Here is a 21317-nt window from a genome sequence, read left to right on the forward strand (position 1 = left end):
ATTCCCCCATACGATACACCGAAATTTACTAATGAGAGAAGAAGCTTTGTTAGCTTATAAACAAAAGCAGACCGCTACCCGGAAGAGGGGAACGGTCTGCTATATTCGCCTTGATGAATTCCTATGGAATTCATCAAGTGAGTTATTACGCTTGCTTCAGAAACACTATTTCACCAACTGCCCGCGTGTAACACCCAGTTGGTTCGTCGCTTTAAGCGTCTTCCAGACTTGCGTACCGCTGATCTCTCCGCGCAAGGCACGGTTGTAGAGGTCAATCACCTCTCGTACCTGCTCCGGTGTCTCCTCCAAAAACTCCACGCGGTAGCGGGACACACCCAGTTCCATAAAGTTGGACAGGTACTCGGCGCCGGATTGCTCGATGGCGTTGTAAACTGTGTTGCGGCAGCCTTCGTCCACACGAACGGGGTGAGACATACCAATACGGTCGCGCAGGGATGCTCGATGGTCCTCACAAGGACGCCCGCAGTTGGTGTAGTCCGTGCCTTCGCTCATGAAGGTGCAGTATACGCAATGTTCGGTATGGAACATCGGCATATGCTGCTGAATCACGATCTCCAGCTTATCGGTACGCGTGCGTCGGAGCATATCGACCATTTGCTGGATGTTCAGGTCATACGACGGCGTAACGAGGTCACAGCCGGAATCCAGGAACAGATCAGCCGCTTTGTGGTTGGCAACATTCAGCGAGAAGTCACCGATCAGCTGCGGATGATGTGCGTCCGGATTTTCTAACCGATGACGCATGTAGAAATACAGCGCCCCCGGATTGCGTACCAGCACAGCATCTGGCTTGAGCCGCAGGATGTTGTTGTGGTAGCCGTTTTCACCCGGCATGTGAATACGCGGGGTCACTAGCGCAATTCGACGCCCTGCGGCGTGCACAGCCTCTACGGCTGCCGGGAATTGCTTGATGAACTCGAAGTCGGCGTAAATGAACTCCACGCCGGCCTCCAGCGCAGCCTCAACCTGTGGGAGGCTGCGGCACAGCGCGGTCAGCTCTGCCTGACCGCGTGCCACTGGCGATGCGGGAACCGATGCATCGCCATACACCTCTACCGCCCGCTTCGTGTACACGGGCGGTTTGGGGCGCTCGCCCGCGAGCAATTCCACCGCCTGACGGCGGATGCTGTTCAGCTCGCGCATCGGCACGATGACGTCCCCATGCAGGTGGACGTCCATTTCTTCCAGTTGGAACACCGTTCCGCCCAGTCGGCCGAACTGTTCTTCGAGCAGTTCGCGCGTCATTGGACGCTTCTGGGCGATTTCAAGTTCCAGCTCGGAATCCACGCGGACCGTCGTGCCTTTCTGCACATCGGTCCACCAGGTCGACAGCGGCTGCCCTGGGGAGCCGCTGACACGCACATGTACCGGGAAGACACGGTACGGCTTGTCGGTGTCGTACGTCTGGCGCAGACGCTTGTCCAGCGCCGGGTCGTTGGTCTTCCAAATGCGGTCGCCGACATGTACACGGCGCAGATCCACATCGTTGCGTCCCGCTACGATGTCGATGATCCAGCCTTCTCCGGCTTCGCCTTCGATCTTTACACCCTTGCGGCGGATATCGTATACGCGTCCGCCTTCTTCTTTTTGCGTGGGATCTCCCGCATCGAATACAATACCGTCGCCACGTTTCAGCGGTGCATCAATACGGCACACTACGCCGTCACGAAGGATTTGTTCCACCCGGCCCAGATAAACGCCCCGGCTTTTCGGGAACGTACCGTCAACCAGCTTCTTGTTATTCGTTCCTTCCAGAAAACCGTGCGTAAAGCCGCGTGAAAAACTTTGTTGAAGCTCGCGGATATCTTCTTTGCTGGTCTTGGAAGTGTCACCTTCAAAATACTTATCAATCGCCTTGCGGTACTTGCTGACCACGTTGGCTACATATTCAGGCGTTTTCAATCGTCCTTCGATTTTAAAAGAGATGACGCCCGCGTCAATTAATTCTGGCAGCAGATCAATGGCAGCCAAGTCCTTAGGTGACAACAGATACGTCACATCGGCCATCGGCTTTTGCTCGCCATCCACCATCAGATCGTATGGCAAACGACATGCCTGTGCACATTCACCACGGTTCGCAGAGCGTCCGCCCCACATTTCAGAAGTCAAGCATTGACCCGAGTAAGATACGCATAACGCGCCATGCACGAATACTTCCATCGGAAGTCTCGCTTGCTCACCTATTTTTTGAATCTGTTTTAAGTTATTTTCACGTCCGAGCACAACCCGTTCAATGTTGTACGGTTTCGTAAACTCTACCGCCTCCGGCGAGGTAATCGTCATCTGGGTAGAGCCATGGATCGGAAAATCCGGTGAAATATCGCGAACCATTTTCACCAAACCCATATCCTGTGCAAGCAACGCGTCCACACCCGCATCCACGCAAGCATCGACCAGCTCCTTGGCATCCTCCAGCTCGTTTTCAAACACCAATATATTGAATGTCAAAAAGCCTTTAACCCCATAGCTATGCAAAAACGCCATAATTTCAGGCAGTTCATCCATACGGAAATTGTTCGCCCGCGCCCGTGCGTTGAACTTTTCCACTCCGAAAAAGATCGCATCGGCCCCGTTCGCTACCGCCGCACGCATGCAATCCCAGTCACCGGCCGGTGCCAGAAGCTCGACATCTTCTCTTCGTACTGCTGCTTTCATCATTGTCCTCCCTATGCTGAGAAATAACTGTTATCCTTGGGCTAATCGTTATTCTTCAAGGCAGCTATGCTGCTTATTTTAAAACCTCATGAACTATCATCCTATCCGATCATCCCTACTCTGAACCATAGGCTCACGGGATCAATGACATCCAACTCAAAAAATCCGCATGACAAACATTTGCGGCATAATCATTCTTATCTTGTAACTAATCTAGTGTACCAGACTGCGTCCCAAGCTTCTACTCTTTCCAAACGATTCCTTGCAAAAATATCTCGCTACATCACAAAAAACACCCCCAATTCCGTCAAATGGTACTTTGGGGGTGCTTCCTACCTCACTCACTCTTTAAAAAGATTAACACTCTTATGGCGGGTACCAGCGAAGCGGACCATTTGAATCCGTAGAAGCGCAGCGATCGCAGGAGCAGATGGCTCGCGTAGCGCTCCCCCGCCATAACTGTCTAACCTTTTCCCACTCCCTCTACTTCACAAAATTAAACGAATTCAGCGTCGAATCCAGTGCAGTAGACTGCACAGCCGTATTGTTTGCGTCATTCAGCGTCGTTGCCACGGTATACGTTTTTCCGTCACGCTCCAGAACAATTTGGCGGCCTGTATAGCCAATGCCTTCTTCCACGCGGTGGAATGTAAAGGAAGCTGCCGGAACTCCGGCGAACGTCACGTCCTTAACCTCTTCAACCTTGAGGTTTTTGTAGCTTTTACCCTGCTTATCGTAAAAGTCCTTGAGCCGGGATACCGTTAACTCGAACGATTGGTCATTGTCGACTTTGATAGAGAAGCGTCCTCCAGTAAACTGGTATTCCACATCACCTAATTCAAATTGGTCACTGATCGCTGTCCAGTATCGTGGAATATTTACTGTGTACCCATAGGCTTTGGAAGTCTTTTTGATCGTTTTCGTTTTGTCTGCCAAATAATCGTCCTCTTCCAACTGTCCGAAGTTGCCCGCTACGGTTTGGAAATCGATTTGAAGCGAGGAGATGAGCGCATTGAACTGGTCGTTCTCTTTGCTTACTTTTTCCGGCACAGCGTATTCAGCCAGATAGCGGTATCCATTTTGCTGAATCAGCACGTTGTATTCCTTGACCCATCCGTCGCCAAAGTTGTAACGATACTCCTGAACCAAGCCCTGAACCCCCGCCACCTTAAGTGGATAGGTCTTCTGGGTCTCATAAGCTGTAGATACAAATGAATCACTCAGCCACTTTTGTAGCTGTTGTCCCCAGTTCTCCAACGTGGCATCCGCAGGAGCTGAAGTCACTTTCAAGCGGAAATTCGATCCATCATTGCTTTCGTACTGCATCCGCTGATCGTCCATTTTCCAACCTGCCGGTATGTTCAGCGTCACACCATAGTCCGGGTTTCCAGCCTCACGTGTGCCCCCCATGACGGTCGACAGGTCTTTAATACTTTTATCCTGTGCATTGAAGGAAGTCTTAAAGGAATTTAGTAGACTCGCATACTGTGCGAGATCCTTATAGTTCGTTGCTTTAGCATCAGAAAAATAAATCACATACAATCGCCCGTTGTCATAATACTGACGGTTTTCCCACAGCACGCCATCTCCATCCTTCGTAATGACACGCGCATAAGGTACCTTTGATTTCGGGAAGGATTTTCGATCTACAACGATTTCTCCCGTCTCTTTGGCTGTTTGCACCAATTGTTGGAGAAGATCGTCCGCATTCAACGGGACCGGCTGTGAGGCCGTATGCACTTCCATATAATACGCACTATCCTCGTCCATAAAAGTGGAAATACTCTCATCCCCACCACCCTGACCGATGACCAGCCCTGTTGGATAGTTCATGGACCAATCATAGTAACTGTTCCCGATCTGCGTCTTGCCCTCATCCTTATCAAAGCTCGGCGTCTCATCAGCTACCGTGCCTGCCTCTTCTTGCGCCTCCATCCGAATGATCATTCCCGCACCATTCTTCTCCAGCTTGCCTCCGAGGCCTTCTGCTACTTGACGCAGCGGAACCATCAGGATACCTGATGACATTTCCGGTGGGGCAGGAAGCGTCACTTTATGACCGCTCACCCAGGCTGTACGGCTACCGATGGTTAACGATACGACGTGAGCGCCGCTGCTAATTTTGACCACATTATCTTCAGCCAGTCGAATTTTACTTTTAAATGCTTTTTTGAACACACCAGCCGGAACCATCAGTGAACCGCTTTTCGAATAGGGTTTTGCAATACTTGCATTCTGACCGTTCACGATGGCTTTATTACTACCACCTTGCAGACGCAGCTCCAAGATCGGTTTATCGCTGTCCGCCGCAACTGCTGGCAATGCAGATAGCAGAACAGACAATGCAACGGCGCCAGCTCCCAGCTTATGCATCATTTTTCTTTGGATATGCTTCACAGTAATCTCCCTCTAGCTATATTTGATATCATAACGATCCGTTTTCATTTACTTCCCTGTAGCGGCCGCCTCTTGGACCGACTCAGATGCTTTCTTGGACGGCACTACATTGCCATCATCAGCCGACTCATTCGAGTCCCCGGAATCCTCTCCGACCTGATTAGATTCATAAATTTCACCATTATCCTGTGACAGTACCAACTTGCGTTGCACAATATCGCCGTCCGTCTGCATGAGCAAGCTCACCGTCTGCCCCGGCTGATAGCTTTTAAGCATCTCGTTAACGTCGATCACGGAAGCCACACGCTTGCCGTTTATACTATATAACTCGTCGCCTTCCTTGATCTTGGCCAGAACAGCACTGACTGAAGTAATTTTTGTGACTTTCAAAGGGTCCTCCGTAGGCAGCCCCACGATAGCCGACCAGCTCTCTTCCAACCCTAGACCAAGACTGGCACGCCGAACCTCACCATACTTAAAAAACTGAGCAATAACATATTTTACCGTATCCGAAGGAATCGAAAAGCCCATATTTTCAATACCGACAGCCGAAAATTTCATCGTATTGATCCCGATTACCTCGCCCTTGAGGTTTACGAGCGGACCGCCGCTGTTACCAGGATTGATCGCGGTATCGCTTTGGATGAGACGATAAGCAGCATTGACTCCACGGTTTAATCCGCTGACGACACCCGAAGTTGCCGAATTACGCAGGGAAAAGGAAATGGGCGTACCGATAGCCACTACCTGCTCTCCTACTTGAAGATTATTCGGCGAGTCTGCTAAGGTAGCAGATTTAAGACTGCTTGCTTTGATTTTAACCAATGCCAAGTCACTGACCGGATCGCTGTAGCTATCTGTAATACTGTAAGATTTACCGTCCGAGGTCACGACCACAGCATCATTTAATCCTTCAATGACATGCGCATTTGTGACGATCCATCCATCTGACCGGATAATGACCCCCGTGCCGTGAGCAAGGTTGTACCGATCTCCACCTGCGGTTTGTCCCGTTGCTGAGCGACCAATGATACCTACCACAGAGGGAGATACATTTTTAACCACCTGCGGCACACGATCGGCCGATAACGTATATGTACCATTTGCGCTGTTATACGCGCCGCTGGTTCCTAATACTTTATTCACATCGCCTACATTGACATAGACCCCGCCGTTAATGACCTTTGCCTTCAAAGCATTTCCACTGCTGGCTGCACCTGCTGTTCCAGAAACACACAAAGCGCTGCACAAAGCCAGTATGACAGCCCTTCTCCCCAACTTACACATATGTTCACCCTTTCCTCTCTAGCATGACCCTGTTCTATCAGTTAGTCCAAATCTACCATAGAGGAGACACGCATACAATCGCTTTAAGCCCTATCTTTTTCTAAAAAAGCTCCGTTTGCTGCTTACATGACCCCTCATGTAATTTATACTATAAAACTACCAAACCCTTATATCAAAAAAATAAGCAAAAACGATAAATAATCGTTATAGCGTTTGGGCCATTTCTCCGTTTACGCGCACATCCAACTGTGATACCATCACATTATATCTCAGTTCTATTGTCGGAAATAAAGCATAATCTTGAATCCCTGCAAACAACACTTGTGAAGGAGGCTACAAGGATGGCTTACGAACCAATCTGGACCGCTCATCCCGATAAACTGAACAAATTCGAATTTACCAAGCTGGAAAAGGACGGCCTCGACGTCATACGCACCATTATCGAAAACTATGCAAGTGAAGGCTTCGATTCGATCTCAGCGGACGATATGGATCGTTTCAAATGGGCCGGAGTGTATCAGCAAAAGCCCAAGGATGGTCATTTCATGATGCGTGTCCGCATTAACACAGGTATCATGACATCAGCGCAGGCACATGCATTAGCGGACATAGCCACGCTGTACGGACGCGGCCTCGTTGATGTCACCACCCGTCAGGCTATTCAGTTTCACTGGCTGACGGTTCAAGACTTACCTGATATTTTCGAGCGGCTGGAAAAAGTAGATTTGTACTCTTTTGAGGCTTGCGGCGACTGCCCGCGTACCATTGTTGGCAATCCACTGGCCGGCATTGATCCGAATGAATTGGTCGACACCAAGGACATTGTGGATGAAGTCAACCGTTTTTTCGTGTTAAATCGGGACTTCTCCAATCTACCGCGAAAATACAAAATGTCCATCTCCGGTAATACGTACAATAACGCGCAGGCTGAAATTAACGATTTGTCCTTTACGCCAGCTATTAAAGCGATCGACGGGGAAGAAGTCATCGGCTTCCATGTGATGGTCGGCGGAGGTTTATCCGCCAAGCCGCATTTGGCGCAATCGCTGGACCTGTTTGTCCGTCCTGAAGAAGTTTTGAAGGTTTCCATTGCAGTCACCACCATTTTCCGTGATTACGGCTATCGGGAAAAACGACACCATGCTCGCCTGAAATTCCTCATCGCCGATTGGGGCCCGGAAAAGTTTTTAGCCAAGCTCACCGAGTATATCGGCGAAATGCCGGGCCGAGGCGAGGATAAAACGATCGGCTGGCAAGCAGCTTATTTTGACGGTGTGCATCCACAAGCGCAGCAGGGTCTAAACTATGTTGGCCTGAACGTTCCAGTCGGCCGCCTGGATGCTGACGAGCTGCACGAGTTGGCTGAGCTGGCTGACCGCTACGGTGACGGACAGATTCGTACCACTATGTCGCAAAATATTTTACTGAGCGGTGTTCCGGACGACCAGGTAGATGAATTACTACAGGCTCCCGTGCTGCAACGCCTGACGCCACAGCCCAAGCATTTTATGAGTCGTACAGTTTCATGCACCGGGAATGAATTCTGCAATCTGGCGATTGTGGAGACTAAAAGGCGGGCGGTTGACGTTGCCGAGTATTTAGATCAGCACGTAGAGCTGGATGAAAAAGTGCGCATTCATTTCATCGGCTGCCCGAATTCCTGCGGACAAAAGCATATTGCGGACATCGGTCTGCAAGGCTCGCTTATTAAGACACCCGAAGGTGTGGTCGAAGCATTCGACATTGCTGTCGGCGGAGCGCTCGGATCGGGTGCCCAGTTCAATAAAGCGCTCAAAGGCCGCGTACGTGGTGATCAGGTCGGCCCTGTGCTGGCAGAACTGATTCTGTTTTACAAAGAAAATCGAAATGCCGACGAAACCTTTTATGCGTATGTACAACGGGTAGGCATTCCGACTTTTCAGGAAAAGCTATCTGCTATTTTGCAGGCCAGCACCGCTGCTTCCTGAGTCTTATAAGTAAATAGAAACAGCCATCTAATCACTTGAAATTGTGACACGATGGCTGTATTTTTATCCTTAAATAAAATAGTCCAAAGAATGTGACTCGTTGCACTTCCCATAAGCAATCTCTAATCCGCGCTTGCTCGTATATTTGGCCTTATGACTTTTACGATCTGATCTGGTTTTAGGATTTTTTCGTCCGTTCGTGTGAAAAATAATATATTTCACATCATAGTCGATTGAAACCCATGAGTATTTCAACTTTACCATACTCAGTACATAGTCAACAAAGTGTTTTCCTGCTCTTAGCTGTTTAATGCCATCATCAGGATTTCGAGATTTCAGCTCCATAATAAACACAATAAGCTTCTGATTCCTGACCTCGATTATTCCAGTATCAATATTTTCGCAAAATCGAGCACTACTGGTTTTCGGGCGCCGCTGGATGTGGATGTCACCACTGCATAGCCTGTCGGTATTTTGTATATGAGTCCCGTGTCATATCGGATGCGGAAGGAATTGTCTTCCTTGTAATAGGTAGTAGTTTCCCAAATCTTCGTACCGTTTCCTTGCGAGCCTGTGATCGTGATCCCATGCATCTTCGTGGTTCTTCCCATCGGATCATATCGGTCACTAAACTGGACGTATACCTGCTCCTCCGGCAGATATACCCGGTCAACCGGATAATCCTTTGTATCGCCGAGCAATTGCAGCCCATTGTTCAAAATCTGTGTGCGCTTGCTGTTCCCTTTAAGCCCTGTCACGGCAATATGGCCGCCAGGCAACTCCCGTACTTCTGTAATGTCTTTACCAGAGCCCAAATCGAACTTAATGTTACGGATTTCCTGGCCGTACACATCTGCCTGTACCCCTACCGGGCCATGCGGACTGTTCATAAGTGCAAAATATCCATCGTGATTGCCGACCAGCCAACCTGAGGTCACCCCATCCTTCGTTCGGTTCCACAGCTCTTCACCAGTTTCTGAGTATTTGCGTACGGTAAATGCTTGTCCCGCCCGGTTCAGAGAGGATACAAGAAATCCCCCGTCCGCAAGCGGTTCCAAACCTATAAGGGAGTTCTGTCCATGGGATGCCAATCCATCCTTTTGTAACGTTCTTGACCACACGCTATTCCCGTCCTTATCTAACCGTGAAACCTGTAACTCCCGTATCCCATCCGGCTTCGTATAGTCGATAAGCAGCAGCGAGCCACCATCCGCCGTCTCCCGCTGGACTCCCCTACTGCTTGCACCAGATTGCACGTTCAGATCCAGCTCATGTTTCCACACACCCTCCAGCGAGCTGTCCAGCATGCCGTACGTGACATGCGCCATACTTGTCTGGGTGTTGTTTTCGATGTTCAGTACCAGAAACCCACCATTCGCTGCGGGCTGAATATAATTGTGTGGATTCCCTTCATCCTCAAAGCTTCCAATCGCCGCGCTTGTTTCAATTTCAGCCTGCTTGGGCATAGCCGCCTCGGATGCATAAGACGGAACAGCGCTAAACCCCATGACCAATGCCGCTAAAGCAACTCCTGCTGTCCATGAATAAACACGTGTACGTAGAAACCCGTTTTGCATTCCCTTCAAACATTCCAGCTCCCTTCATGACTTTACCTCAGAAATGTTTTTTAAAACCTTGGATGTAAGGCCCAAGCCCAAACATTTTAAACTCCAAAATGATGACTGCTCAGAGACTTTCTACCGATGAATATCCGTATAGATTTATTTTACCAGCGCTTGGTAAACTATGTGTCACATGCTTTAACGCAAGACTTGGATAAAACTTCTCTTTTTCACGAAATAAAGCCCCACCAAGGCAAAGGAACGAATACGCTAATTCGTATTCTGCCTTCATACCTGTGTGGGGCTTACAAGACTTACTTAAATGATGTCTACAGATCGGCTGTCTGAAGCGCTTGGCTGCGCTGTGTATCCCGTTCAAGGATTGGCTTCAAATACCGTCCTGTATAAGATTCCTCGACCTTCACGAGCTGCTCAGGTGTTCCCGTAGCCAAAATCGTTCCGCCGCCGCTACCGCCTTCCGGTCCCAAATCAATCAGATAATCGGCTGTTTTAATCACATCCAGATTATGCTCAATGACCAATACTGTTTCTCCCGAATCAACCAGACGATGCAGCACCGTCAGCAATCTGTCAATATCGTGAACATGCAGACCCGTTGTCGGCTCGTCCAAAATGTAAATCGTCTTACCCGTGCTGCGACGATACAGTTCGGAAGCCAGCTTCACGCGCTGCGCTTCGCCCCCGGACAAGGTAGTCGCAGGCTGTCCCAGCTTGATATATCCCAAACCTACATCCAGCAGCGTCTGAATCTTGCGATGAATCTTCGGAATATTTTCAAAAAACTCTGTCGCATCCTCTACTGTCATTTCCAGCACATCGGCAATGCTTTTACTTTTGTACTTCACTTCAAGAGTTTCCCGATTATAGCGTTTGCCCTTACACACTTCACACGGAACATATACATCCGGCAGAAAGTGCATTTCAATCTTGATAATGCCGTCGCCCTTGCAAGCCTCGCAGCGACCACCCTTAATGTTAAAGCTAAAGCGACCTTTTTGGTAGCCTCGGACCTTGGCCTCATTTGTTTTTGAAAATAAATCACGAATATCATCAAATACCCCGGTGTAGGTTGCAGGATTTGAACGCGGCGTGCGGCCGATCGGAGACTGATCAATCTCAACGACCTTATCGATATTCTCAAGCCCGCGAATTTCCTTATGTTGACCTGGACGCACTCTGGCCCGATTCAGATCACGCGCCAGCGTTTTGTATAGGATTTCGTTGACCAGCGTTGACTTCCCGGAACCGGATACGCCAGTAACAGCCGTGAAAACACCTAACGGGATTTTAACATTCACATTTTTGAGATTGTTCTCCTTAGCCCCGCGGACCTCCAGCCACTTATCCGTAGGCTTGCGCCGTTCGGTATTGACCGGAATGAACTTGCGCCCGCTCAAATATTGCCCGGTTAAGGAATTCGGGTCTTCCATGACTTCCTGCGGAGTCCCCTGTGACATGATCATTCCGCCGTGGATTCCGGCCCCCGGCCCGATATCAATAATATAATCGGCTGCCATCATCGTATCTTCGTCATGCTCCACCACAATCAGTGTATTCCCGAGATTTCGCATATGCTCCAATGCACTAATCAGTCGGTCATTATCCCGCTGGTGCAACCCAATGCTTGGCTCGTCCAAAATATACAGTACGCCCATCAGGCTGGAACCGATCTGTGTCGCCAACCGGATACGTTGTGCCTCACCACCGGATAACGTGCCCGCTGCACGACTTAAGGTCAGGTATTCCAATCCGACATTAACGAGGAATCCCAAACGGCTGTTAATTTCCTTAAGAATGAGATTGGCAATGGACTGCTCTTTCTCACTCAACACCAGCGTTTTAAAAAATTGAGACGCTTCGCCGATGGACAAATCCGTTACATAGGCAATGTTACGCTCCTGAATAGTCACCGCCAGGGTTTCCTTCTTCAAACGATGTCCCTTACAGGTGCTACAGGGTTTTGCGCTCATAAATCCTTCAATAAATTCACGGATACCATCAGAAGCCGTGTCCCGATAGCGACGCTCCAGATTCGGGATAATTCCCTCGAAGGTCACATAGGCTTCCTTGCGTTGACCAAAATCATTTTCATAACGGAATTGGATCTTCTGATCGCCCGTTCCATGTAATATGGTGTTCATTTGTTCCGTGGTCAGCTGATTGACAGGAATGTTCTGTGGAATACTATAATGCTCGCATACGGACTGTAAAAATTGCGGATAATAGGTGGAAGTTCCTCCACTCCACGCCTGAAATGCTCCACCTTCTACACTTTTTTCCGGGTCAGGAATGAGCAGGTCGGGGTCGACTACCATTTTAATGCCCAATCCGTCACAATCCGGGCAAGCGCCAAACGGACTGTTAAAAGAGAACATCCGCGGCGACAGCTCGTCTATACTGAAACCACAGATCGGGCAGGCAAAATTAGAACTAAAGCGCAGCTCTTCTTGCCCCATCATGTCCACCAGCAACTGACCTCCCGAAAGGTTCAATGCTGTTTCAATAGAATCGGACAGACGTGCACGCACATCCTCCTTAACCACGATCCGGTCTACAACCACTTCGATGGAATGCTTCTTGTTTTTCTCCAGCTCAATCTTTTCGGATAACTCACGCAGTTCGCCATTGACACGCACCCGTACAAAGCCTTGCTTGGCAATATCCGCAAACAGCGTTTTATGCTCCCCTTTGCGTCCCGAAACCAATGGAGCCAAAATTTGCAGCCTTGTCTTTTCAGGGTATTGCAAAATACGGTCCACCATTTGTTCAACCGTTTGTGATGTGATTTCAACGCCATGTTCAGGACAATGAGGGTGACCAATTCGGGCAAACAGCAGCCGTAAATAGTCATAAATCTCCGTAACCGTACCTACGGTAGAACGCGGGTTACGGCTCGTAGTCTTTTGGTCAATGGAAATCGCAGGAGACAGTCCGTCAATGGAATCCACATCCGGTTTCTCCATCTGCCCCAGGAATTGACGCGCATACGCGGATAAAGACTCCACATAACGCCGCTGTCCTTCTGCATAGATCGTATCGAAAGCCAGTGACGATTTACCTGAGCCACTTAGCCCCGTCAGGACGACAAATTTGTCCCTTGGGATGGTCACGTCAATATTTTTGAGATTATGCGCCCGTGCGCCTTTGATGATGATGCTTTCATTCGCCAAATGTTTCATCCCCTTAACCATAGTTCATGACATGCTATATTCCGATGGAATACCCATGCAAGTGATATATCGCAAAGAGAACGACCACATGGGCCGCCCTCTCTATTTTTAAAAGCAATCATAAGTTTCATTTTTAATGTGTTCGCGCTACAAGAGGCCCCTGAAAGCTTAATCAGCCCGCAGCTCCAACAAAGCGTCACGCAACTCGGCGGCGCGCTCGAACTGAAGATTCTTGGCGGCATCCTTCATTTCCGCTTCCAAACGCTGAATCAGCGACTGACGCTCCTTCTTGGAAAGTTTACCCGTCTCACCAGGAAGGTAATCATTACGTGCCTCGGCCACCTTAGTCGCTTCAATGACATCACGAATCTTTTTACGAATCGTTTGCGGGGTAATGCCATGGTCTTCATTATACTGAATTTGAATCGCACGGCGGCGTTCGGTTTCTTTTATCGCTTTATCCATAGAATCCGTAATTTTGTCACCGTACATAATAACACGACCATCGCTATTCCGTGCTGCCCGTCCAATGGTTTGGATGAGCGAACGTTCGGAACGCAGGAATCCTTCCTTGTCTGCATCCAAAATCGTCACCAGCGATACTTCTGGCAAATCCAGACCTTCCCGCAACAGGTTGATTCCAATCAGGACATCAAAGGTGCCCAAACGAAGATCTCGTAAAATCGCCATCCGCTCCAGCGTCTTAATCTCGGAGTGCATATACCTGACCTTGATACCCACTTCTTTTAAATAGTCGGTCAGATCCTCAGACATTTTCTTGGTAAGCGTGGTGACCAGTACCCGTTCCTCACGCTCTATCCGAAGCCGTATTTCATTAATGAGGTCGTCAATCTGTCCTTTGCTTGGCCGCACTTCAATGATCGGGTCAAGAAGCCCCGTAGGCCGGATGATCTGTTGCACTGTGGTTTCGCATTTCTCCAGCTCATAGGGGCCTGGTGTAGCCGATACGTAGACGATCTGACTCACCTTGTCTTCGAACTCTTCAAACTTCAGCGGGCGGTTATCCAACGCAGATGGCAGACGGAAACCATGCTCCACCAGTACATTCTTACGTGCTTGGTCACCATTATACATCGCCCGAATCTGCGGCAACGTAACATGAGACTCATCAATCACGATCAGCATATCATCCGGAAAATAATCCATCAGCGTATACGGCGTCGCCCCCCGCTCGCGGAATGTCAGTGGACCTGAGTAATTCTCGACGCCGGAACAAAAACCAACCTCTTTCATCATCTCGATATCATAGCGGGTACGTTGCTCCAAACGTTGTGCCTCTAGCAGCTTCCCTTGTTCCTTCAGCTCCACTAACCGCTCTTCAAGCTCACGTTCAATGTTGACCAGTGCTACCTTCATCGTATCCTCATGAGTAACGAAGTGAGATGCAGGGAAAATGGCAATATGCTCACGTTCACCGATCAATTCACCCGTAAGCACATTAATCTCGGTAATCCGTTCAATCTCATCCCCGAACAGTTCTACCCGTATAGCATGCTCTCCTTGGGAAGCCGGAAATATTTCAACAACATCTCCCCGTACACGGAAAGTACCCCGCACGAAGTTGATATCGTTCCGCTGATATTGAATATCGACCAAGCGGGACAAAATCTGATTGCGGGGTTTCTCCATGCCGACTCTAAGCGAGAGCAGCAGGCTTGAATATTCTTTCGGGGAACCCAGACCATAAATGCAGGAGACACTCGCTACAATAATAACGTCACGACGCTCAAACAAAGAGCTTGTGGCAGAGTGGCGAAGCTTATCAATCTCCTCATTGATGCTGGAATCCTTCTCAATATACGTATCGGAAGACGGGATGTATGCTTCCGGTTGGTAGTAATCATAGTAGCTGACAAAATAATCGACAGAATTATTCGGAAAAAATTCCTTGAACTCACTCGCCAGTTGGGCAGCCAAAGTCTTGTTATGTGCAATAACCAAAGTAGGCCGATTCAGCTTGGCAATGGTCTGCGCGATGGTAAACGTCTTACCTGTTCCCGTAGCACCCAATAGCGTTTGATGCTTTTTCCCTTCTGCAATCCCCTCTACCAATTCAAAAATAGCCTGGGGTTGATCGCCTTGAGGCTGGAATTCCGACTGAATTTCAAAAGTCTTATCGCTAACAACGATATCACTCATTGCCCTGCATCACCCTTATCGTCTAAAATGGAAATATCATGTTTCTACAACAGTCGAGCTTTAACGTCTTTACTTGTAACTTTATGTCGATATTTCCCGAACAATGATACTTGGGAAATATGGTTCAATAAGAATGTTTGTTCCCGTATTATACCTCTTCTTTATCTTGGATGCAAACGATAAGTCTTGAATAGGAGTGAATTAAATTTTGGATATTACCATCGTATTGGGCGTCATCGTCGGAATCATAGCATTAATCGGTGGCTTCTTATTGGAAGGCGGAGAATTTACAGGGCTGCTTCAAGGTACATCGGCTCTAATTGTATTTGGCGGAACGTTGGCCGCAGTCGTCATCAGCTACCCCGTTTCCAAGCTGAAGACCGTACCAGCTGCCCTTCGGATGGCGTTTAGTCGTGAGGACAACCTCTCCGAGCAATATATTGAAGATTTGGTTTCCATGGCGGCCACCTCCCGCCGATCCGGGGTGCTTGCGCTGGAGCGTATTTCCTCAGAGCATCCGAATGCATTTCTGCGCGAAGGTCTTCAACTGGTCGTTGACGGCACCGAGCAGGAGCAGATCAAGCAAATTCTGGAACTCGAGTTAGATACCATTGAGCATAAGCACGAAGGATATGCCAAAATATTTGAATCCGCAGGCGGATATGCCCCTACGATGGGGATTATCGGTACTGTGATGGGCCTTGTCCATGTACTGGGCAGCCTGACCGAGCCGACAGCGCTTGGACCGTCTATTGCTGTCGCCTTTATCGCTACATTATACGGCGTTGCCAGCGCCAATCTGATTTTCCTGCCCATCGCATCCAAAATCAGAGCATGCAGCGAAAGTGAAATGGTCACGATGGATTTACTGGTGCAAGGCATTCTCGCCATCCAAAACGGAGAGAATCCGAAGCTTGTACGCAAAAAACTGGAGTTCTTTATCCGTTCAGAGCAAAATCGGGATCATAAGCCGCCTCGTCGCTCACGTACAAAGGACGCTGCTCCAAAGGAGGATTCCTTCCATGAGAGCGCGCGCTAAGCGCCGTGGGCGTCAAGGGGGGGAGGATCATCGTGATCGCTGGATGATTACCTATGCTGATCTAATCACCCTGCTGCTCATTTTTTTCGTGGTGATGTACGCCATGAGCAGCCTGGATGCCAAAAAATATGAAGTCGTTGTTCAATCCCTCCAGGATACGTTCCGCAAGAGTGATTCTATTTTAGATCAAGGTTCAGGCATTACGGGTACTTCGGATCAGCACACAATCAAGCAAGCATCATCTGATAACAAAGCAGTTGGACCGACCAAGCTAACCGAACGTGAGCAGGCATTTCGCAAGCAGGAAAAAGAACTTCAAAATTTAATGAGCGTCATAGAGCAATATGTTTCGGACAATAAGTTGCAAGATCAGATTTTCGTATCTGATCAGCCGCGTGGTATTGTCATTACGCTGAACGACCGCTTTTTATTCGATCAGGGCAGAGCTGCTCTCAAACAAGACTCCGCGAACACACTATCCAAGCTGGCGAGTCTATTTCGGGATTTGAAAACGCCGATCAGTATCGAGGGCCATACGGACAATACTCCGTTCACACACTCCTCGAACTCTTCCGAGTACAAGGACAACTGGGAGCTTTCTGGGGCACGGGCACTGTCGGTGCTTCGATTCTTTCTCGACAGAGAAAAGCTGGCACCCTCGGAATTTCAATATGCGGGGTATGCTGATACCCGATCGGTTGGTGATAATACGACCGAGGCCGGGCGACAAAAAAACCGCCGAGTCGAAATTACCGTACTGCGCCAGCTTCAACAGTAAATACCAAAAACCTCCTGAGTCACGCAACAACGTGAATCGGGAGGTTTTTTTGGGATACATATCATCATATTACATGGCTTCCGCTCTGATGTAGACGCAGAACAATAAACCGTACGAACAACGTGTAAAAGAGCGGCGTACGAGATGCAATTGAGATTATTTTGTTTAGTCTATATCCCCACTATGTATAAGAAGCCAGGATGAAGTTAGGTATATCTTGTCATGTTGCTCGTAAATCAATAAGATAGGACAAGCTCATGTTGCTTCTCTTGCACTGGTGAATTTTTGGGTATGCTATGTTTATGATAACTACATTTACAATCGCTGTACTTATTAAGGAGCCGATCCAACTCCATGGACTTGATTAACACCCGTCGATCCTTCAATCCCACCTCATTCGCCAAATCAATTAATTCCTTACGCTTTTCTTCGATGCAATCCTCCAATTCTCGCAATTTCACATCAACAAACCTCCTGTTTGGTATGGTACTTACAGTTAGTTTACAAGCTGATACCTTACTTACAGGTTAATAATATAATAAAACCCATTTCATCCCTTTAAGGGGATGAATCAAAAAAAAGCCTCACTAGGGCTGTTTTTTTGATAACTATAAAACTCCAGATCCATGTCCAAAACAATAATATCATGGGAAAATACAAAGAAGCTAAAAACCCCTATAATTAGCATGTATTTCAGGTTTTTTACTTGCATTGGCTAAAACCTCCTCCATGATTCTTTCATATTCTGAATTTTGATCTTTCGTAGCCTCAAGTCTAAATCTTTCAAACAAAGCCGTACAGACCATAAACTTTTCTTTGTTATTGATTTCAAGATATTTTCTTAAGCTTTTTAAAATATAATAAACACCTTTCTCATGGAAAAGGTTATTAAACATATATATAGCCAGTTGGTAGCACAGATCAGCATATGTGTCGTAACTAAATGACTGCTTGTAATAACTGGTGCCAACAGATAATTCATTATGAAAGGACGTCAATTCGTTAGAAAACTGCTGTAGAATATGTTCTATCAAAAAACCATGCTTGTTAGCCGACTCTACTATCGTTAATAAACCCAATAAAATTTCGGGAGGGTTACTTTTAAGAAATTGAATATACATTGGCAAACCGCTTGTATCGCCCATAAGAATATTCAAGCTAAGTTGATTAGCATTTGCCCAAAGAGTAAACCTTTGCACTTCTTGCTGACCTATTTCCCCTAAATCTTTAAACCAACTCAAATCGGCATATCCAGAAATATACTTCATAGCTTCCTCGTATTTCCCTTGTTTCTCCAGTGCATTTCCCTTCATCAAGTAACCTTGACCGTAGTAGACGACTAAATGTCTTTCGGTTTTTAATGTAAACCTCTTTTTATTAGTTTCCCTGCTCTTACGTACAGTATTCGCAAGAGCTCTTAATTCATCTGCATAACGCTCTGCTTCTTTCCATTGATGCGAGTTGTAATAAAGATTTGATAGTTTAAGCAGACCATCTAAATGATAATCTAAGGGTACCCGATTTCTAAAGGGTACGAATCTTAGTGCAGCTTCCGTATTTATTTCTAGATTTTCATTAACAGAGAATGAAAAAATTCTATAATGACTAATTGCCAACCTCTCGGAATGTTGGTACTTCTCATTTTCGATTACACATTCATAGAAAGGAACTGCTTCTTGTAGCTTCCCTTCTTCATACAACTCTTCTGCCAAAGCAAAGATCGTTGGAATGTGGTTAAGATCCTCCATCAGCCGTGATAGCACCTTCTCCACACACCGCAGATTCCCCACCTCAACACAACGAATCAGAAATGGTTTTACCCTTTTCCAATGAGGTCTTCCATCATAAAAGCATTCATCTACATATAAGTCATACAACCAGCCAGCTGGATATTTAAGCGCTTTAGTAATTAAGTCCATTTGTCTTACGGAAATCGGTTTAGGCGGATTGCCATTAAGCATAGCACTAAATATGCCCCTATTAAGCCCTGTGGCTTGTCCAAAACTATTAAAAGTGAAGCCTCCGAGTTTCATTTCTTTCTCAATTTCCGAGCGGATCGTGGTCGCATTTTCCAATAAAAACACCCCCGGTGTATTCAGATGATTTTTAAAAATCACCCTCCTCAACAAACAATTACAATATACTAAAATTATATGAATAATATGGATGATGGTCAACTCTTTTTTGCACCATTTTTATATAAAATGGGATTTAATGTTTGTAAAAGTCCTCATAAAGACTTAATGTTATATTATTTAGGCAATATAATTACCTCTACGTATGAAGTTCCTTTGTCTACACTCATATTATAGGGGTGTGGGTGACTATGGAAACGACAAAGCTCATAGGAGCGAAAATACGCCAATTTCGGACGTTGCGTGGTATTACACAAGAACAGCTGGCGGAAGCATCCGATTCAACGGGTTCCTATATTGGGAAGTTGGAGCGCGGCGAAGTCAATGTACAGATCAAAACTCTGGAGAAAATAGCCGAAGCGATGGGAACAAATGTATTCGCATTTTTTGACTACGATCCATATGAAGAACTTCGAAGCCAGCCTTGGACTTGGGAATGTGTTCATTTACTCTCCCAGCAGAATGAAGCCGATCAAAATAAGGCATATCGGATATTGAAGGAGCTTTTCACTTCCTCGGAAAGCAGACTTACAGCAAGTAACCCCGATGAGTCCGGCGAATAACGAAAAAAATTAACTTTTTCCCGATTGATCATGAACATAAAATTTCAAAAGGGCTATGTTACTCTACCTTAGTAGTAGGTTACATAGCCCTTTTATGTTCTAAGAAGTCATCTGCTTGATGTTATACTCCACAGCTTTAATCACCTTTTCAAATTCAGTCCGTTGTTCATGCGTCGAGTGATCTTTATACTTCTCAAACAACAACGTGATGGACTTGATATAGTAAGCCTTATCGTTCAACTGTGAGGATGCTTTGAGACTGTTCAACATACTGTCGATCGCCTCAGAATAGTTCCCTTTATTAAAATAGTAGCGACTAAGCTCAAGAAAAAAACGGGAATAGATCACCAGATTATAATTATTATGATAGTAAGTAATATTTGCACGTAAGTCTCTGAAATCATTAATATTCTCAGCAAAAAGGATCAGGATATCGTCTATTGTGTGATTGTAAATATTGGCCGATTCCATAATGGTTAGTAGCCCCTGAAGTATTTCTTCAGGATTACTTTTAATAAGCTCAACATAGACAGGCAAACTAGTCATATTTCCCATTAGAATTTCTAAATTTAAGCGGTTTGCTTCTGCCCACATTTCAAATTTCCTCGCCTCTAAAATTCCTATTTCATCCAGTCCTTCAAAACCAGTCAAATCTGCATAGTAAGGTATGAATTCCATTGCTTCTTCATATAGTCCTTGCTTTTCGCGGGCATTCCCCTGCATTAAATATGCCTGACCATAATATACGATTAGATGTCTTTCCGTGTTTAGAGATTTTACTTCACGATTTTTTATTCTAGCTTGAATCTGCTGCTGATAAATATTTGTGGCAAGTGCCTCAAGTTCTTTCGCGTATTGTATAGTTGTCTCACAGTCATAAATTTGAAAGTATACATTTGCCAGCTTTAATAAAGCATCCAGTTGATGATACTCAGGCAAGTTTTTGCGATAAGGAGTAAATTTAGTAGCCTGTTGGCGATTATTCTCCAGATCTTTGTTTAAAGAGTAACAAAATAATCGATACTGGCTAATCGCCCGCCGTTCCGAGTGATAATATCTTTCGTTCTCTACTACGCACTCGTAAAAGGGAGTGATCCCCTTTTCCTTGCCTACTTTATGCAATTCTTCTGCAAGCTCAAATATGGTCGGCACATAGGACAAATCCTCTGTCAGCCTCGACAACACCTTTTGAATGAAGTCCTGTCTTCCTAACTCCACACAACGCAACAGAAACGGCTTAATCCGCTTCCAGTGCCCTTTTCCTTCGTAAAAGCATTCATCTATGTACAGCTCATATAGCCATCCCTCGGGATATCCCAGTGCCTTGGTAATCAAGTCCATCTGCCGAACGGAGATCGGCTTGGGCGGGTTACTGTTCAGCATGGTGCTGAATGTGCCACGGTTAATACCAGATATTTTACTGAAGCTGCTAAAACTATAGCCCCTTTGCTTCAATTCTGTCTCTATCTTTGAGCGGATCGTAGGTGTATGTTCCATGCTAATCCTCCTCATCAAGCTTCAATCATATGAATATGTAAAATAATCCCTATAAGAAATCTTAA

Annotated in this window: 14 protein-coding genes; 4 read left to right on the forward strand and 10 right to left on the reverse strand. The window is 46.8% G+C overall.

The window, feature by feature from the left end; genetic code table 11:
- Positions 1-165: 165 nt before the first annotated feature.
- The 3 genes from ACWGOO_RS11795 to ACWGOO_RS11805 form a co-directional block, all read right to left on the reverse strand.
- Complete coding sequence (locus ACWGOO_RS11795) at positions 166-2676, reverse strand: DUF3656 domain-containing U32 family peptidase (protein ID WP_452483563.1); 2511 nt, start codon at positions 2674-2676, stop codon at positions 166-168.
- Positions 2677-3159: 483 nt separating this feature from the next.
- Positions 3160-5073: a stalk domain-containing protein gene (locus tag ACWGOO_RS11800; RefSeq protein WP_452483565.1), complete on the reverse strand. Its 1914-nt coding sequence runs from the start codon at positions 5071-5073 to the stop codon at positions 3160-3162.
- Between the two features lie 48 nt (positions 5074-5121).
- Positions 5122-6360, reverse strand: a complete 1239-nt coding sequence (locus ACWGOO_RS11805; protein WP_452483567.1) for a S1C family serine protease — start codon at positions 6358-6360, stop codon at positions 5122-5124.
- Between the two features lie 341 nt (positions 6361-6701).
- Here ACWGOO_RS11805 and ACWGOO_RS11810 point away from each other — a divergent pair, with 341 nt between their 5' ends.
- A complete protein-coding gene (locus ACWGOO_RS11810; protein WP_452483569.1) occupies positions 6702-8327 on the forward strand; it encodes a nitrite/sulfite reductase in 1626 nt (541 codons plus the stop codon).
- Between the two features lie 69 nt (positions 8328-8396).
- On the opposite strand, the gene ACWGOO_RS11815 is transcribed toward ACWGOO_RS11810, so the two are convergent.
- The 4 genes from ACWGOO_RS11815 to uvrB form a co-directional block, all read right to left on the reverse strand.
- Positions 8397-8672, reverse strand: a complete 276-nt coding sequence (locus tag ACWGOO_RS11815; protein WP_452483571.1) for a hypothetical protein — start codon at positions 8670-8672, stop codon at positions 8397-8399.
- A gap of 35 nt (positions 8673-8707) precedes the next feature.
- A complete protein-coding gene (locus ACWGOO_RS11820) occupies positions 8708-9904 on the reverse strand; it encodes a hypothetical protein (RefSeq protein ID WP_452484005.1) in 1197 nt (398 codons plus the stop codon).
- A gap of 314 nt (positions 9905-10218) precedes the next feature.
- Positions 10219-13080: an excinuclease ABC subunit UvrA gene (uvrA, locus tag ACWGOO_RS11825; protein WP_452483573.1), complete on the reverse strand. Its 2862-nt coding sequence runs from the start codon at positions 13078-13080 to the stop codon at positions 10219-10221.
- A 168-nt stretch (positions 13081-13248) separates the two neighbouring features.
- Positions 13249-15240, reverse strand: coding sequence for an excinuclease ABC subunit UvrB (gene uvrB / locus ACWGOO_RS11830; protein ID WP_452483575.1), 1992 nt, complete (start codon positions 15238-15240; stop codon positions 13249-13251).
- Positions 15241-15448: 208 nt separating this feature from the next.
- On the opposite strand from uvrB, the gene ACWGOO_RS11835 reads away from it, so the two are divergent.
- Positions 15449-16279 carry a flagellar motor protein gene (locus ACWGOO_RS11835; RefSeq protein ID WP_452483576.1) on the forward strand — a complete coding sequence of 277 codons (831 nt, stop codon included), beginning with the start codon at positions 15449-15451 and terminating at the stop codon, positions 16277-16279.
- On the forward strand, positions 16263-17057 hold the full coding sequence (locus ACWGOO_RS11840; protein ID WP_452483578.1) for a flagellar motor protein MotB: 795 nt from the start codon (positions 16263-16265) through the stop codon (positions 17055-17057). Before ACWGOO_RS11835 ends, ACWGOO_RS11840 begins: the two co-directional genes overlap by 17 nt.
- Before the next feature lie 236 nt (positions 17058-17293).
- Here the strand turns inward: ACWGOO_RS11840 and ACWGOO_RS11845 are convergent, their stop codons facing one another.
- Together ACWGOO_RS11845 and ACWGOO_RS11850 are read right to left on the reverse strand one after the other, a co-directional pair.
- Positions 17294-17518 (reverse strand): Spo0E family sporulation regulatory protein-aspartic acid phosphatase, encoded by a 225-nt coding sequence (locus ACWGOO_RS11845; RefSeq protein ID WP_452483580.1) that lies wholly within the window; start codon positions 17516-17518, stop codon positions 17294-17296.
- Positions 17519-17722: 204 nt separating this feature from the next.
- Positions 17723-19132: a DNA-binding protein gene (locus ACWGOO_RS11850; protein WP_452484007.1), complete on the reverse strand. Its 1410-nt coding sequence runs from the start codon at positions 19130-19132 to the stop codon at positions 17723-17725.
- A gap of 251 nt (positions 19133-19383) precedes the next feature.
- On the opposite strand from ACWGOO_RS11850, the gene ACWGOO_RS11855 reads away from it, so the two are divergent.
- Positions 19384-19755 (forward strand): helix-turn-helix domain-containing protein, encoded by a 372-nt coding sequence (locus ACWGOO_RS11855; RefSeq protein ID WP_452483582.1) that lies wholly within the window; start codon positions 19384-19386, stop codon positions 19753-19755.
- A 99-nt stretch (positions 19756-19854) separates the two neighbouring features.
- Here ACWGOO_RS11855 and ACWGOO_RS11860 read toward each other — a convergent pair whose 3' ends face one another.
- Positions 19855-21252 (reverse strand): helix-turn-helix domain-containing protein, encoded by a 1398-nt coding sequence (locus ACWGOO_RS11860; RefSeq protein ID WP_452483584.1) that lies wholly within the window; start codon positions 21250-21252, stop codon positions 19855-19857.
- Between the last annotated feature and the right edge of the window lie 65 nt (positions 21253-21317).

The sequence above is a fragment of the Paenibacillus sp. NPDC055715 genome, assembly GCF_053617595.1.